Annotated in this window: 1 protein-coding gene; it reads right to left on the bottom strand. The window is 66.6% G+C overall.

What is annotated here, in order from left to right; genetic code table 11:
• Window positions 1-58: 58 nt before the first annotated feature.
• Window positions 59-17506 carry a helix-turn-helix domain-containing protein gene (locus tag ACQP1T_RS10635; RefSeq protein WP_433759772.1) on the bottom strand — a complete coding sequence of 5816 codons (17448 nt, stop codon included), beginning with the start codon at window positions 17504-17506 and terminating at the stop codon, window positions 59-61.

Here is a 17506-nt window from a genome sequence, read left to right as displayed (position 1 = left end):
CCGAAACAGCCTGTGTCCGTTGGGAATGGCCGATCTGGGCTGGGCATGGCGCCGAAACTCATCGGTCGCGCGTGCGGTCCGGGTGTTGCGACCACGGCGTGGCCTTAGGTGGCTGGGCCGAGCCCGTGGATGGCTCGGGTATCCGAAACCCGCCCTCGGCAACCTCGGCGCGCAGGAGCGCCAACTTCTGGACCTTCGTCCATATCTCGTCGACCCCCAGCCCGATCACCGCACGCATCCGACCGGAACCGCCGACACCCCGGACGGCGAGGCGCATGCCCCACTCATGGGCCAGCCGCACGAAGTCCTCGGACAGCAGCGGGTAAGGCACCGCGACACCGGTGGCACCCGTGCGGCGTGCCTTCTCGAGGAGAGTGCCGATACCCTCCGCCCGGGGTCGCACCGCGCGAGCCATCCAACCGAGGGTGCCGCGAATACCCGCGGTGGTAGTCATCAGGGAGTTGATCAAGAGCACGCGGTGGCAGTCCGGGGCCAGCTCCGCAGCCGCCGTCAGTACCCGCTGATCGAATGCGTGCAGCTCCCCCCGTGTACCGTGACGCGCCAACGTGGCGACAACTTCGGCCACTTTCGTCCGGACCTCCTCGTCGGACCAGCGCGGACCGGCATTCACTTCCACCGCCAGCGTCGCATCGTCGAACGCTGCCGACCGGCACACGGCATCGAGAGCTGCCACGTCCTCAGCGCCACGGCCGACTCGCACGCCGAGCGTGTTCACGCCGAGCGCGAGCGCGTCCGTGCCCGCCGACCCGGAATCCACGAGCCCGTCCGCCCCGAGTTGGACGGCAATCCTCGGGCCTGCCGTTGGGGAAGGCCGCGCTGGCGCGGCGTGCGGCTCAGCCTCCGCCGACGTCGCCGCAGGCCCCCAATGCTCACCCACCCCCCGCTCGGCCTGCTCTCGCGGCTCCCAGCTGTCGAAATGATTGCCGTCGCGGTCGGCGTATCGCGGGCGCTCGCGGTCGATGGGTCGCACGCCCAACCCGCGGCCGGATCGACGGCGCTGCACCCGGACAAGGGTCTCGCCGCGTCCTGCGGTGATCTGCGCTACGTTGGCCAGCGCTTCGGTGGGCAGCCCGGTCGCCGGATCGCGATGCAGATAGCCCTGGTGCACGGCCTCGGCGCCCGCGAAGTTCGGCGAGGTGGGGAACTCGGCGCCGACTCGTTGACCGCCGAAAGCCTCGGTGGCCGGATCAATGCCGTGGCCGAGTCGCGGGTTCACGCGGCTCCGCGCGCCGGGCCGGTCCGCGCCGAATATCGTCACCGGATCGCGCCACGACGCGAGGACATAGACATTCTCCGCGCCGATGCCGAACTCCGCGGCATGACGAACCGGGCCCGCACCCGGCGAGCCCGCGAGGGTTATCGAGCCGACCAGGCCAGCGAGCCTGCCGTACCTGCCCGCATAGCATGTGGTCACCGAACCGTAGCTGTGCCCGTAGAGCCGGTTCACGAGCTGGTCGGGGGCGGCGGTTCCGGCAAGACGTCTGGTGGCGTGGAATGCCGCGATGTCACACAGCAACCGATGACCGCCGACACGGGCGCGGCGCGGGAAGGCGGCTTTCGCGAATCCGGTGTTCATCGGCCCGGCCGGTGCGTCGTATCCGATCCAGATGATCGACGCCAGCTCGAGCGACGGATCGACGCGCAGTGTCTGCTCATACAGGTTGCGCAACGGCTTGAACTGGTAGGCCAGCGAGGAAGAGGTCGTATTCGTCCCGGGCACATGCCAGTTCACCGTCTGCGCGGTGTCCACATTGCCGAGCGCGACGACGGCCTTGCCTTTGCCGTGGAAGGCGGTGGAATCGTAGGACAGCAGATGCACCGGAGGACTGCCCACCATCTCGGCGGCCTGCCGGTCCAGCTGTTGCAGGTGATTTCGGATATGGATCAGGTTGCCGAGCTGTTTCCGCTCGGCGGCGGTGAGTCCGGTCCGGATCCAATCGAGCATTCCCACGCCGCCCGGCCTGCGGGCGATGAACGCGCCCAGATCACGGCGGATCGACAACCGGTTGGCGTGGTCGCGGATCACGGCGGGCAGACCGTCGGCATTACCGATCTGGTGCGGGTAGACCTGGATGAGTGCCCGTTGCGTACTGCTCGGCCCGCCGGGTTCGTCCGGGTCGCTCAGCGAATCCCACCACTGGCCGTTCTCGGTCGCACGGCGTTGTGCGGCGTCCGCGAACAGGTGATCTCGCGGACGTTGCAGCATATCCGCGTCGTCGAAGCCGCCCGCACGTAGCGCCTCGTCGGCCAGCCGCCGCTGTTCGTCGTCGAAACCGTGATCCACCGGCAACGACCGCCAGTGGTCGTCCGCGTCGGCGTGCACGGAGCCGGTGCCGTTGTGGTCTGGGCGCCCCGGCTCCTCGGACAAGGCGGTCGCCGAATGGGCGTCGCCCGGGGCGGTGGTGCCGTCTCGACCCGGCTCGTCAGCAGGCGACCCGTCTTGGTGCGATCGGCCGTCGGGTCGATCCGCAGTCGCCGCGGAGGAACCTCGACGGCTGCGCCTGGACCGTTCGGCTGACTCCGGCGGGTCCTGCCGGTCCAACCAGCCCAACACCGCGTCCAGACATTCGTCCGCCGTATACGTCTGGGCTGCCGTGGAATTCGCGTGCTGCGCCGCGGCAGGACGCTCGTTCTCCGCGAGATGGTTTCCGTGCTGGAATTCGCCCTTGTCGAAACGGTTTTCGTCTACGGCGGATATTCCCGCAGGGGGCGCGATCCGCCCCGCGATGTGCCGAACGATGTCGACCGCACGCAAAGCGCGCACGGAATCCTCGGGTTCGGAGGCGGGCGACGTCGCCGGTCCGAACCGGTCGACCAGGACTCGGCGTTCGGCGGCCGTGAGTTGGTCGAGTGCCGTTTGCAGTTCAGCGGGACTCGCCGCGGCCAGCGCGGTGGCCAACACCGTCTGCGACCGGTTGTGTTCGACCGCAAGGGCGCTCACCCATCGACGAGCGGCGATCAACGCCATGCTGCGAACCACCGGTGTATTCGATCCCGCCCGCAGTCGGCTCAGCGCTGCCCGATGCGCCGAGCTGAGGCCTTGGACAGCGCGTTCCATCTGCTCTTGGCTCGCCCCGGCCAGCAGTTCTCGCGGATCGGGCTGGTCGGCGCTCGTCAAGGCGGCGTACATGGCTGCTCGGAAACGCTCGGACTCGGATGCCGTGGACGGTAGGACGCCAGGACCGCTCGGCGCCACCCGCTGATTCCTGAGCTTGCGGCGGACACTCGCCAGGTGCGCCCGCACATCGCGCACGGAAAGATCGAGTGTGGCCGCTATCTCGTTGTGTGTCATGCCTTGCCGCACCCGAGCGAGTACTTCGGTCTCGCACGCGGTGAGCGGGACCAGGCCCGGCGTGTTTTCGGCGAGTCGCTCGGGGATCAGATGCGATGGTTGTCTGCGGAGTTGGTCATCAGGGTGCGGTTCGCCATCCCGCGACCAGGGCGTCGTCTGGCCCGGTGTGGGGCGTCGTGCTGGCTCGTCCTGTTCATGTGGTCTGCTGCCGATCCAGCCGCCCGGTTTCGGACTCCCCTGGCCCGGTTCCGAATCGCCGTTTCGCTCAGGTGGCTGATCCGGCTCCGCCCGCGCCGTGGTCCACGGTGTCAACGATACCGGTTCCTGTTCGCTACCAATCACATTCGCGGACCGACGCGGGGCATCCGAATCGTCCTCATGTGGCCTGCTACCGATCAGGCCACGCGCACGACCCGGAGCCGGTGGATCATCCTGCGGTGGGAGATCGACCTCGAGGTCCGGCGCGACCCGCGGCGGACGCCCGGTGGTGACGTACTCGTGGATCGCCCACTGCGGCGAACCGACGCCCACGCCATGGATGTCCGCCTCCGCGAACCCGACAGCAAGCACCTCCTCATCGTTCAATACGGTCTTGGCTTCGTTGCCGAAGGCGTACTCGGGCAGCCGAGCGATCCAGGTCCACCAGTGCTCGTCGACCAGGCCGAGCCTCGACAACTGTGAATAGGTCTCCCCCAGCACCTGGCGCAGGTTCTCCGAGAGTCCCTCCTTGGCATCGATCGCGTGGATGAATTCGTGGACGGCGTCGTGGTGGAATGGTCTATCGCCGATCGGATTGATCCCGTCCACATGCGATCGGATACCGAATTCGACAAACGGCGCGGGCCTGGCCGCATGGTGCAGGCTGAAATGAATCCGCTCGGTTCGACCCGCCGCCGCTGCGCGATCTACATACCAAGATGTTCTGGCACTGGCTTTCGTGTCGCCGAGGTAATCGATCCGCAGTTCCCGGATATTGGTCCGGCCCGGGAATCTGGTGAACATCTCATCCAGCCCACCAAGGATTTCCACAACGACATCGGCGCGCACATGTGGATGGTCGAACCCCACCATCGTGAGATACGGATACTTCAGGGTGAACACCTCGACCAACCGCGCCTTGTCCGCCACATCGTCGCTGCGCCATTCGTCGTCGAGCCCCGCACGATGCAACATCTCCCACGGGGTGGGCACGGCGTGCCGTTCGATCTGCGCGAGCGCTGCCAAGTACCCGCGGTGGATGTCGAGCAGCACATCTCGGTGTTCCTCGGGAGCCGGATAGCTTTCGATCCACGATTCGAGGTAGGTCACCCGCTCACGAATGTCCTCGACCGCCCACCTCGGCAGGGTGTTGTCCAACCACACCTCACGGCCATCGATACGTTGTACGAACTTCGCCGCGAACACACCGGTCGGCGTGGCGTCGACGTCGGATCGGGCGCGCCCGCCCATCACGTCGTCGTGGGGACCCATACTCCACTCTCGCCCGGTCCGATTCGTTCTGGTCATCACATCGAACAGACCGAGCAGCACGCCCGAGGACGAGTCCAGAATCTCCGGGGGCAAGACATCGAACATATGCCCCGGCCGCCCGGGCGGCGTGAGTTCCCGATAAACGCGGCCGTCTTCCAGATTCAGCATCGCGTGGGCGACCGGAGCACCCATGACAGCGGCGACCTTGGCCTGCAATACCTGGATATCCGCTTTCAGCGGATCGGAATATGTCTCCGCGAACACCCGCAAGCCGTTGCCGAACGTTATCTCCTCGACCCGCAGCCCCGGCGCATCCTCCACCACGAACCGTTCCGCGATACCGGAATCCAGACCCGCCAGCACCAACTCCTCGAACCCGGGGCCAGCAAACGCACGCTCACCAGGCGAATCCTCGAAGGGCCTGCTACCGATCAATCCATGCGGACCGTTGTCGTCCGCCTTGGGATCCTTGCTTCGAACAGGCGGCTGATGCTGCTCGGGCGCTTGGGCCCCAGGAATGAACGGAGCCGGATTCCGCTCGGCGGTACCGGGATCAGCCGTGCCGTCTCCGCTCGACTCGGCATCGCTGCTATGCGTCGACGACTGATCCGGCTCTGCCCTCGACCCGGCCCACGGTGTCAGCGGTGCTGAGTGCTCCTCGCCTGCGAAGACTTCGGCGGACCGACCCTGGCCGAACGCATCGCGCAGCCGTGTAAGAGCATCGGCGAGAACCTCGGCCGCGTCCGCGACCTGCAACCCCAATCGCTCGGCCGCGTCGACCAAAGGCATGCCCTCCACCACATGCAGCATCACCAACCGCTCCGCGGTGCCGGGATCGGGCATATCAGCCAGCGCGGCACGAACCGTCATCGCGAAGTCGGTGTCGGAAAACCCTGTGGAAGCAGCCGGATCAGACAATTCCCGATTCCGGGCCCCATCCTTGCCGGTGATCGACGCGTCCAGGTGCAGCGTGGGCCGAGCCAGAATCTCCCGCGCCGACATCACATCGGCCATCTTCAAACCCGTCGCGCGCGCAATCTCCGCGTCATCGAGAACCGAACCTGCGGCAAACATCCTGCCGATCTGTGCTCTTACCGTGATCACTTTCGCCAGCGTGCGATCGTCAAGATCCGGGAACTGACGCTGCAGGCGGTACCGAAAAATTGCACTGCGACCGCTGGCCCACGCATGGGAGGTAAACGATCCGAAAGGGACGTGGTTGTCGATCGCATTCAGAATCCCCATCCACGCGACCTGCACCGCCTCATCTCTGATATTCCGAGCCTCACGACGAGCCAACGCATTAGGAATCCATGCGAACATTTTACAGATATCGTCCCGGATGCCCTTTTCCTCCGACGAACCCACCTTGCTCACGACGTATCGATTGAACAGGTCTTCTTCATCTCGATCACCGGGCTGGCCGAAAGGGCCACTATAGAATTGCGCGACGGCCTCCAACAAAACATCACCACCGACACCGAACACCGCACAGAGCCGCCGCAGATTTCTAAGTCGCGGACGGTGCCGGCCTCTTTCGATGGCGGCAATTGAGTAACGACTAATTCCCGACTGCCGCGCGAGCTCGTCTCTCGAAATTCCTTCGATATGGCGCAGAGCCACAATCCAACGACCTAGCGAAGCATGCGAGACGGACCGGTAGATGTCGCGATAAAAGTGTTGGGAAGCGGCCCGCCGTAGTTCGTCGCCGACCTCCAATACGTTACAGATTCGCCGGAATACCGCGAACCTCGGCCGATAGTTCCCGGCCTCGATACTGGAAAGCTGAACCCAACCTTGCCCGATTGCGTTCGCGAGTTCGATCTGAGTCAGATCCCGATCGTGCCGCAGCGCCACAAACCAGCTACCCGGAGACCAGCGGTCGTGGGCGGCCGGATCGAGATCGAGTTCGAGATCCCGATAGAAATGTCGAGTTGCCGCATCCAGAATTTCCGGCGAAACCCCTCGAGCTCGGCATACCCGACGGAAGATGATCGAATTCGGAGGGCGTTCTCGGTCCTCGAATACAGTGAGGTACTCCGTCCGTGCCAGTTCGGCTCCGGTCATGTCCCGGTCATAGCGCAATGCGGCAATCCAGCTACCCGGCGCGCCGGGGTCGTGCGCGGTCGGATCAAGGTTGTACTCGAGATCTGAATAGAACTTGCGAGCAAGTTCGGCCAGCTCTTGCCGCCCTGCACCCAATGCGTGAGCAATCGGCCAGAAAACTTCCGGCTGCGGGCGCTCCCCGTTTTCGATATCCGCGATCCGCTTCGGACTCACACCGACCGTGCGCGCGAGGTCCGCCTTGGACATACCTTTGCGATTACGAAGCCCGGAGATCCAGACACTCGGCGAATCCTGTGCAGCCACCTCGGTTTCCGGCTCGACCTCTGAATAGAAATGGTTGATAGCGACCCGCCTCAGTTCGTCGCCGACCCTCAGCACATCGCAGATCCGCAGAAATGCCACATACTTCGGCCGAGACCCCGTGGTCTTGACCTGGTGGAGGTCGACCCAGCCTGGCCCGATCGCTTCCTCGAGTTCAGCCAGAGTCAGATCCCGGTCGTGCTGCAATGCCAGGATCCAGGTATCCGGCGACCAACGATTGTGCGCGAGCGGATCGAGATCGAGAACGAGATCCGGATAGAAATGCCCAATGGCCGCCTCGAGAACTTCCGGTGTCACGCCCCGCGCACGACAGGTCCGCAAGAAACCGATCGAAGTCGGGCGCATCCCGCGCTCGATCGCGATGACATCTGCGTCCGATATGCCTGCGGTCGACGCCAGCTCGGCCACGGTCGTACCCCCGTCGAAGCAGAGTGCCGCGATCCAATTCCCGGGCAACCCGGGGTCATGCGCGCCTGGATCGAGGTCGAGCTCGCGGTCCGAATAGAGCTGTCGCACAGCCTCGGACAAGGTCTCACCAGCGAGCCCGAGCGCTTGGCAGATCCGCTGAAAGATTCCGAGCGCCAGCTCCCGCTTTCCGGACTCGATCGCGGACAGTGCGCTTATCCCCACGCCCGCGGCTTGCGCGAGCTGTCGCTGCGTCATTCCTCGATCGAGTCGTAGGGCTTTGAGCCACGCGCGTCGCGCAGCCTCCGATTGCGAATCCTCTTCGTGTGGCCTGCTACCGATCAGCTCACCCGGACCACCCGGGTCCGGATGATCTGGATGCGGCGGGAGATCGATCTCGAGATCCGACGTGACCTGAGGTGGCTGCCCGGTGGTGACGTAGTCATGGATCGCCCACTGTGGTGCCCCGGCCGCCGCGCCGTGAATGTCGGCCTCAGCGAACCCGACAGCGAGCGCTTCCGCATCATTGAGTACCGTCTTGGCTTCGTTGACGAAGGCGTATCTCGGCAATCGAGTGAGCCAGGTCCACCAGGACTCCTCGATCAGGCCATGATTCGACAACTGTCCCCAGGTCTGCGACAGCATCCGCTGTAGGGTCTTCGACAGCCCCTCCACGGCATCGATCGCATGCACGAACTCGTGCACGGCGTTGTGATGAAACGGCCGGTCACCGACCGGATTCAGGCCGAACTCGAGAAACCGGATTCCGCGTTTGACAGTCTGTGCCGGGTTGGCCGCATCGCGCAGGCTGAACCGCATACTCAGCGTCCGGCCCGCCGCTGCGGGGTCCGCATAGTTATGCGTTCTGGGGCTGTTGGCCTCCCAGTCGGTGTAATCGATCCGCAGTTCGCGGATATTGGTCCGGTCCGGGAACCTGGTGAACATCTCATCCAGCCCACCCAGGATCTCCTCGACGACATCGGCGGGCACGTCCGGATGATCGAACCCCACCACCGCGACGTGCGGATAGTTCAGGGTGAACACCTCGACCGATCGCGCCTTGGCCTGCGCTTGCGCATCGAGCCCGGCGCGATGTGCTCGCTCGCCGAAGGTATGCACGGCGTGCCGCTCGACCTGTGCCAACGCCGCCTCGTACCCCGCGTGGATATCGAGTAGGGCCGTTCGGTGTTGCTGGGGCATCGGAAAATTCGAGATCCACGTATCCAGGTGCGACACCTGATCCCGGATGGGCGCGATGTCCCACGTCGGCATGGCGTGGTCCAACCACACTGCGCGACCGTCGATATACCGCACGAACAACGACGCGAACACACCGATCTGTGTGGTGTCGACGTCGGGGCCGGAACGTCCGCCCATCACCTCGTCGTCGGCAACACTCCACTCACGCGCCGTCCGGCGAATCCCGGTCACCGCATCGAACAAACCGAGCCGCAGCGCCGAGTCCGAGTCCAGCACCTCCGGGTCCACAACATCGACGCTGTCCCCAGGTCGCCCAGGGGTGAGTTCCCGATAAACGCGGTCGTCCTCCAGGTTCAGCATGGCGTGGGCGACCGGAGCACCCATCATGATGGCGACCTTGGTCCGCAACACCTGCACCAGCGCGTCAATCGGATCGGCATAGGTCTCCATGAACACCCGCACGCCATTGCCGAACGTCAACTCCTCGACCCGCACCCCCGGCCCGTCCTCGACCACGAACCGTTCCGCAATACCGGATTGCCGGCCCGCCAGCACCAAGTCCTCGAAGCCAGGACCAGCAAACGCACGCTCACCAGGCGAATCCTCGAACGGCCTGCTGCCGATCAGCCCACCCGGACCTCCGTTCCGCCCGGTCGCCGGGCGGTTATCTAATCGCTTGTCGTCCCCGGTGCGGGACCGTGCGCCGCTGTCATCGGCAGGTGCTGTGCCGGTCGTCAGCAGGTCCGGTGACGGTGCGAACTCGATGCGGGTACCACCGATAACGGCCTCCCGCACCGCGGGATCGGATTCCATCGCGTCGGCCACGGCGAGTATCCGCTGGTAATCCTCTTCCTCGCCGCGCGCCACCACACGTCCGTCCTCGAAGGAAACCTGGGTCCGCGACTGCCTGATCGCCGAGCGAGAGTGCGGGTCGGTGTTCCGTGCGGCGTGCACGAGCATCCTCGCGCTGTTTTCGCGGGTGTACGGCCGCATCAGTCCCTGTAACCCGCGGGCCGCCGCCCATGCGCCGGGCAGGTCGTCGAGTACGGAGCCGAGTCCGGCCACCCAGTTGTCGATCGGCACCTGGGCACCGAGCGGCTGTTCGACCAAGTTGAATCGTTGCGCCAGGTCGCGGTAGTCCGCCAGGTCGGCAAGGAAACGGCCCACTCCGCTGGACGACGGGACCGCGACCGGCACACCCTGCTCGATCGCCTCGATAGCGACCCCACCGAATCCCTCGGCACGCGAAGGCATTACCACGATGGTCGCCGCGCGGATATCGTCGCGCAGCTTCGCACGGCTTGTTGTATACGGCCGCACCTCGACCGCATCCGGGTCACCGACCAGCCGAGCCAACGCGGTGTGCGCCACTTCGACGCCGCGTTCCGGATAGCCCCGCACCACCAGCCGCACGTCACGCCCCTGCGCGCGCAGCCGCCGCACCGCCTCGGCGGTCTCGGCAGCGCCCTTCAGCTCGTCATCCACGCGCCCGAACAGCAGAATCCATGCCGGATCGTCGGGTGCGGGCTCCGGTGGCTGCTCGGCTATCTCCAGACCCGGCTGTAGTTGGTGCACCGAGCCGTGCCCCGCCATGACAGCCGCCGACAGCGCATCCGTGGCCAGCACAGGCCCCAGGCCCGCCACCAGATGTGCCCGGCGCGCCAAGTAGATGCGGGCCGCGAGCTTGGCGCGACCGCGTACCGGACTGTTCCGCAGGGTTTCCCACAGCATCGGGGTCAGGTGGTGGACGCTCACGAATCTCGCTGCGGGATACCGGATCTGGGCCTCCAGCGTCGCTCTGATGCCGCCGTCCTCGGCGTGCACGATCACCAGATCCACCGACTGCGGCAAATCGTTCGGGCCGCCGTCGTACCGCGGGCGCCGACTCGCGCCAGAGTCAGGGTCCCCGTACAGCTTCACACCCGAGAGCCGCGAACCCTGAGCGACCTCGCCTGCCCAGACGATCACCTCGTGCCCGGCCGCCGCCAGCCCCTCACACAGCGCCACATTCAACGTCGACATACCGGTCCCGCCGCTGCCCCAAACGCGGCAGCACACCAGAATCCGCTGCCTGGTGAGGTCGAGCCGAACCCGATGCCGGACCTGGCCATCCGGCAGCGGATCGGCGGTGTCGACGTCGATGCGGCCGTCCACGTCGGACAGCTCGCGGCGCAATTCCTCCGCCGTCACACCGGGAGCGGGATCGGTTGCGTCCGGTCGGGTGTAGTCCAACTCGACGAGCAATCGGCGTCGACCGTCGGCGTCCTCGGACGAGGTCACGACGAGCACGGCCTCAGCCCCCGCACGGGGCAGGGTGAGTTCCGCGAGCCGCGCCACCGCATCGATGATGTCCGCGCGGGCCCGCGCGGAGCCCGATTCGGGCAGTCGCGCGGCGACGGCGTCGGCGAGGGTACCGGGGTCCGAGGTGTCGGTGCCGGGTCCGATGACCACCTGCCAGGCTGAGGCCACATGCTCCGGCAGACCCCGCTCCGGCGTCCGCCCATCGGAGTGAGCGCCCGAATTCTCCGATGGTCGGCTGCCGACCTGATCACCGCGTGCCCGCCGCTCGGTGCCCGCCTCGCCTGTCTCGGCCTTCATGCTCTTCGCGAGTCCGCGCGCGTTGGCCGTGGTCGCTTCTGCCTGGTGGAGGTGGGCGAGGATGTGGACAAGGGGAAGGCTTGTTTTTGTCCGCTCGGCTGCGATGTTGTGGATGAGTCGGCGGGTGTTGTCGGCGGCGGCACTATCGATATGTGCGCGCACGTCAGCGCTGCCGACATGTTCCCTGGCGGCCTGTTCGGCCTCGTCGGATGTCATCCCGTGCCGGTTCATCAGAGTGGTCCGGCGCCCGTTTCGTGCGGCCGATTCTTGTCGCTGTCGGTATTCCGCGTAGCAGGACATGACGAATCGCTTGGCGTCCTGCGCGATAACCGGACTCGATTCGTCACGGCCGATCAAAGCGAAGGCCTGCTGCAGCTTTCGCGCATTCGCCGTATTCGCTTCTGCTCGATACAGATCGGCGAGACTGCCGGGAAGACTGATCTGTGCCCGATCGGCAGTGCGATGCATATCGACGATGAGTCCGCCGACATCCTGAGCGGCGGCGTCGTCGATGGCGGTGCGCGCTTCAGCGCTGCCCACGTATTCCCCGGCGGCCTGCTCGGCCTGCTCGGGTGGCATCCCGTCCCGGTTCACCAGAGCGGTCCGGCGCCGCTTCAGAAGGGCCGCCCTTTGTTGCTGTCGGTATTCCTCATAGCACCTGATCACGAAACGCTTTGCATCCCATGCGATGTCCGGGCCGCATTGGATGCCAGCGACCACGGCGACGGCCATCTCGAGGGCCGTCGGCGTGGCCGAGAGGGTCGCCGGCTCCTGCCCGGGTGCGGGCTCGGCCGGGTCGGGGGTGTTATGCGGGCGGCTGCCGATGCGGGCGGGTGCGGCCGATGGGGGGATGTCCGACTTGTCGGGCGTGTCCGCGTCGGTCCGCGACGGCAGATCAGGTGGGCCGTCGCCATTGACCGGCCAGCCCGGCTGTATCGCGTTGATTTCCTGCACCAGTTCCGCACTGACCTCAGCCTCCTGGGATCGGGGCGGGGTTTCGGCGGCGGGTGCGTCGCGATGCGAACTGGCGACGAGGTTGCCCTCGACGTCGAATTCGATGGTCTCGAATCTGCGTTTGTCGGCGGGCAGTCTGCCGATGAACTTTTGTTGCTCTTGTCGCCAGGTGTCGAACGGCACGGCCTTGGCCAGCAGCGTGCGGCGGTTGCGGAGGTCTTTCGGGCCGTAGTCGGTGCTGGTGTCGCCGTCTCGCGAGGCCGCGAGGTCGACCACGACCAGTTTCGGGGCCTCGCCCGGCTCGCTGTCGTTGACTACCAGCACCATGTGGTCGTCGGCGAGGCCCGTGGCTTTGGCGTTGGGACTGGCTGTGGCCGGGGTGTCTTTCCATTTGTAGACCAGGACGGTGATGCCTCCCGGCCGAGCTCTCAGCGATTCGGCCACCCCGTCCAGCGATCCGGCATTCTCGAGTGGGGCGCCGAACACGTTCGCGACCGCATCGCGGCCGTGGCCTGCCAGTGTGCTGGACGGCATTGCGATGTCGCGTCCGCTCAACACCCGCATGCCGGTCACAGCATTGTTGACGCAACTGTTGGGGCTGCGGCGGTGGATCCGCATGACCAGGTCGAGCAGGGCCGCAGTGGCCAGGTAGTGCGATGCCGCGGCGATAACGTCCTCGGCTACCGGATTCTCGGCTACCACCGATACGGGGTTCGTCGAGATGGGGGCGGCATCGTCGCGGGCGGCTTCGTCGCTGGTGGCCGACTCGGCGGTGCCCGCGACGGACAGGTGGCGGCCGACTGCTTCGCCCAGGATGTCGCGGGCTATGGCGGGCGTGATCTCGGAGGCGGGATAACCCAGTGTTTTCGCGAGGTTGTTTCTGGCTTCGGTCAGCGCGGGGTCGATCGTGCGCATACCTTCGGCGCCTTCGATGGCCTCGGTGTCCCAGCCGAGTTTCTCGGCCAGACGGTCCCGCTGCGGCAGCAACTGATCCAGCGCCTGCTCGTCGGTGAGCCCCGCATACTGCTCAACCGTTCCGCGTGCGGTCGCCTCGACTTGCTGCCGCAACGCCTCCACCGCGGCGGGCGGCAGGCCCGTCCGTTCCAGCAGGCTGCCCAGCGGGTCGTCAGCGCCGTCCTGTTCGAGTGCGGCGACGGCTGCGGCCGGGATCCCCAGCAACCCAGCCATGTGCGCGGCCGGGCCCGGCGAGTATTCCGGCTGCCCCATCTGACCGATGTCCGTACTGCCCTGGTAGCGCAACGCCTCGGCGGCGGCGACAACCGCGGCCGGGTTGTCGGTGAGGTAGGCGTGGTGGCGAATGAAGTCGGCGGTGGCGTGGCGGAGCGCGCGCTGTTGCAGTTCAGGCACCAGCGCGCCGAGGTCGTGGCTGGCCTCGACGAGGTTGTGGTGATTTTCCGGAGTGGGGTCGCTGCGGTGAGCGGCGGCGGCTTGGTCGTAGCGGACCGCCACCTCGCGTACCCCGTGCAGGTGCATAGCGTTGCGGATCAGCGCGTCCTGCGGTGACATCAGCGCCTGTGCGGACCCGCGGTCACCGTTGCGGGCGGTGCGGTTCTTGGCCTGCTCATGGATGTAGGACTGCTCGGGGACTTCGGTCATCCACACGAACATGCCGCCCTTGGCCTGCACCGCCTCCGACACCGCGATATCGACACCGCGCTGTCCCTGCCGGTTGATCACCAGGATCTTGCCCTGCTCACCGGCGGCATCGAAGACCTTCTGCAACTGGCCTTCCCACTCCGCGCCCCACCCGGCGATCCGCTCGGCGTCGACGGCCTCGATCGCCTCCCTCGGCACCCCCTGGCGCACCAACGCCTGCACCTGCCTGTCGACCAGATCGTTGCGATGACACAAGATTTCCTGGGACCTGCCCCGGCCGCCCTGCCACACTCTGTGCGCGCCTTCGGCGATAGCGCTCAGCTTGGCGCGGGTGTTGGCCACCACCTCGGGGGCGCCCTCCATCAACCGCTGCTCCTGTGCCCGGTCGACTTGGTGCGCTTCTTCCAGACCGTAGATCTTCTCCAGCACGGGGTTGAGGTCCGCGAGGGTGCCCGAGGCGCCGGTGACCTCATCGAAGAACCGGTCCTCCGGGCGGCCTCCCGTGCGATAGATTTCCACCGCGTTGATGCTCTTGGCCGAGTCGGCGTCGGCGCGCACCACGATCTGATGCTGCTCGGCACTCATCCCGAGGGCCTCGGCCGACCGGATCTCCTTGGCCTCGACGGCCTGAGCCAGACTCGCCTTACCCTGCTCGGCACTCCACCGTGATTCGCTCGAGGTCGTCGGGTTGCGTTGCAGACCGTGTTCGCCCTGATCGATGATGACGATCTTGCCCGCATCCATCACGTAGTGGGTGCTCTTGCGGCAGGTGAACTCGGCCGCGGCGGCCGTCTCGAGCCGCGACAAGCCCAACCCCGCCAACCACTGTTTCCCGCCAGGAAGCGCCTCGACCTTCTCCCGTCCCCCAGGCGTCAATTCCGCCCGACCGTCGTACCAGAACTCGAGCTCAGGAGTTCCGTCGGGATTCAGGCCGACTTCTTCGATGATCCGTGTGAGACCGAAATCCTCATGCGACAACGTCCCCTTCGCCAGCGCCTCGGCGAGGAAATCGTGCGCGGCGAACACCTCGCGTGCCGTCGCCTCGGGCGCGGCCTGCTCGACGCCTTCCGACCGGAGAAACTGCCTCTCACCACGGTCGATGATCCCGTCCATCTCATCGATCAACGCGTGGCGCGGCGGCCGGTGACCGGCGTTGCACAGATGCCCGACCGTTTCGCCGGTGGCCACAACGACCGCAGGGCGACCGGCGGCGACCGGCCCGAAACCCTGCTGCTGGTCGGCACGGAACACGTCGATCCCCAAGTCGGTCAACAGCTGTCGATACCTGGTGAATTCGCGGTGGGCCAGCCCATCGGTCGTCGTCACCAGAAGACACTCACCGTGACGCACCGCTCGCTGCATCGCGGCCGCCATGAACATCAGCGACTTGCCTTCGCCCGGCTTCATCTCCACCGGACGCTTGTCCAGCGCGTACAACCCCTCCGCCTGCTCGACCCGCAACACCATCCCCCCTGGCACAGCGTCGCTGATCGTGCCGCGCCGAATGATCTCCGCCGTCGCGATCATCGACTTCCGCGCGTCGGTGTCGAACATTCCGGCCTTCAATACCTCGTCCGGAAGGTTGCACAGCCGCAGCTGCTCCGGAACCCGATCACCAGAACCGGCGTGGAAATCGGCCAACAAGTCCACCGCCTGGTCACGCGCGCTCGGCGCAGGCGAACCGGCACCGTCGACGTGATCCGCAACCGGTCCGGCCGACACCTCGTCGCCCGTTTCACCAGCCAGGACGCTTCGCTCCGCCGGGATAGCGTGCTCCTCGTTCCCCGGCAACCGGTGTTCACCGGCGGCAGGGGTTTCGGCGTCGCCGGTGCCCGTGGCCGGGCGAGCGTCAACCGGGGCCTGGTGCTCATCTGCCGCGGCACTCACCTTCCCGGTGTTGCCGTACTCGTGATTCCCTGGCGATCGGTGTTCACCGACGGCATGGGTTTCGGGCCGGTCGCCGGTACCCGTGGCAGGGCGGGCGTCGACCGGGGGCCGGTGCTCATCTGCCGCAGCACTCACCTTCGCGGCGTTGCCGTGCTGGTGATTCCCTGGTGATCGGTGTTCGGCGGCGGCAGGTGTTTCGGGCCCGGTGCCGGCCTGCCGGGTCGGGGTGCTCGTCGAAACCTTCTGCGGCGCTGACGCTTCCGCTCCGGCCTCGGTCGTTCGTTGCGCTGTCGCGTTCGTGCGGACAACCGATTCGCCCCGCTGCGGACCGGGCACCGACGCATCCGTCTCCGAACGCCCCGCCGACCCGAGTCCGAGCTGAGCACGGCCAGTCGCCTCATCGTGTGGCATCGACCCCGATACCGCGGGCGACCGCGATTCGCCGGACTTGACCGGCCCGGTATTTCCGTCCGCTCCGGCCGTGGGCACCTCCGCGCCCGCGGCAGCGACGGTATCCGGAGTCGTCGCCCATGCTGCCTTCGCCGCCTCCCATGCCTGCTTCGATTCCGCGGACACCTCGATGGGCGGCAGACCCGCAGCGGCCTCGCTGCGTATGGCCGCGGGCAGATCGGGCCGGGTGAAAGCCCCACCGCCGTCGATCATCGCCCCCGTCGGCGCAGCCGATCCCGGGCGAGCGAGGGCGTGAGCGTGCACTACCCCGGCGAAACCACCGTTGAGCAACGGTGCCAGCACATGATCGAAATGGTCCGGCCAACCGGTCACCAACGCCGCCGCACCCAGACCGGCCACCGCGCCCGCTGTGCCGTGCACCAACCCGAGCGCCAACCGGCTGCCCTCGATCCGGGGAAACACCTTCGGCGCGACCCGGCCCGCGACCATCCCGCCGACCGCACCACCGGCCCCCGCCAAGGCCGCGACTTTGATCGATGTCAGATCGATACCCGTCGGATTCTCGCCGTCCGAACCGATCACGGCGAGGGTTCGATCACCGGAGGCGGCCTGCAGTGCCTGCACGCCCGCGTCGACACCCACCGGCAGCGCGGCGGCCTTGGCCAACGTGACAGGCAACTGCAGCGCCCCCAGCGCCGCCCGCCGGGCGGCCGTGCGCGTCGCGCCCGCCCTGAACGCCTGATCCAGACCCGCACGCATGCCCGCGACACTGGCGCGCCCCTCGATCAGCATCGACTCCGCCACCGGCACCGCCGCCACTTCCCCTGCGGGACCAGCCGCTGCGGCAGCGGACAGCACACCGAAGATCCGCCACGCCAACTCGATACCGAAAACGAACATCACACACAGCGTCTTCTCCGCATCGTTGGCGGCCGCCTGCACCTGATCGGCCAGGGCCAGCGCGTCGTCACCGAGCCTGGTCGCACCATCCCGGTGCAATCCCAACGTCTCGCGCAGCCGTTCGCCGAGGACGCCCATCGAATCCTCTTGTGCCAGCAGCTCTTTCGTATCCTGTGCGCGATCGTTCAGCGCAGCTGCCTGGACACGGAACTCCGCGGCCATCCGACGCATCCCGGAAATATCGGCACGCGGCAGCTCTCCCCCGAACACCACCATCTCGATCGGACGCCGCACCACAGCAGGCAAGCTTTCGAACGAATTCCGCAGCTGCACAACAGGGTTCAGCGACAACGAACCGTCCAC

The organism is Nocardia sp. CA-135398 (assembly GCF_050955845.1).
In the GTDB taxonomy this organism is placed as follows: Bacteria; Actinomycetota; Actinomycetes; order Mycobacteriales; family Mycobacteriaceae; genus Nocardia.
Note: the sequence above shows the minus strand (reverse complement) of the source record. Positions and strands in the feature narration are given on the sequence as shown.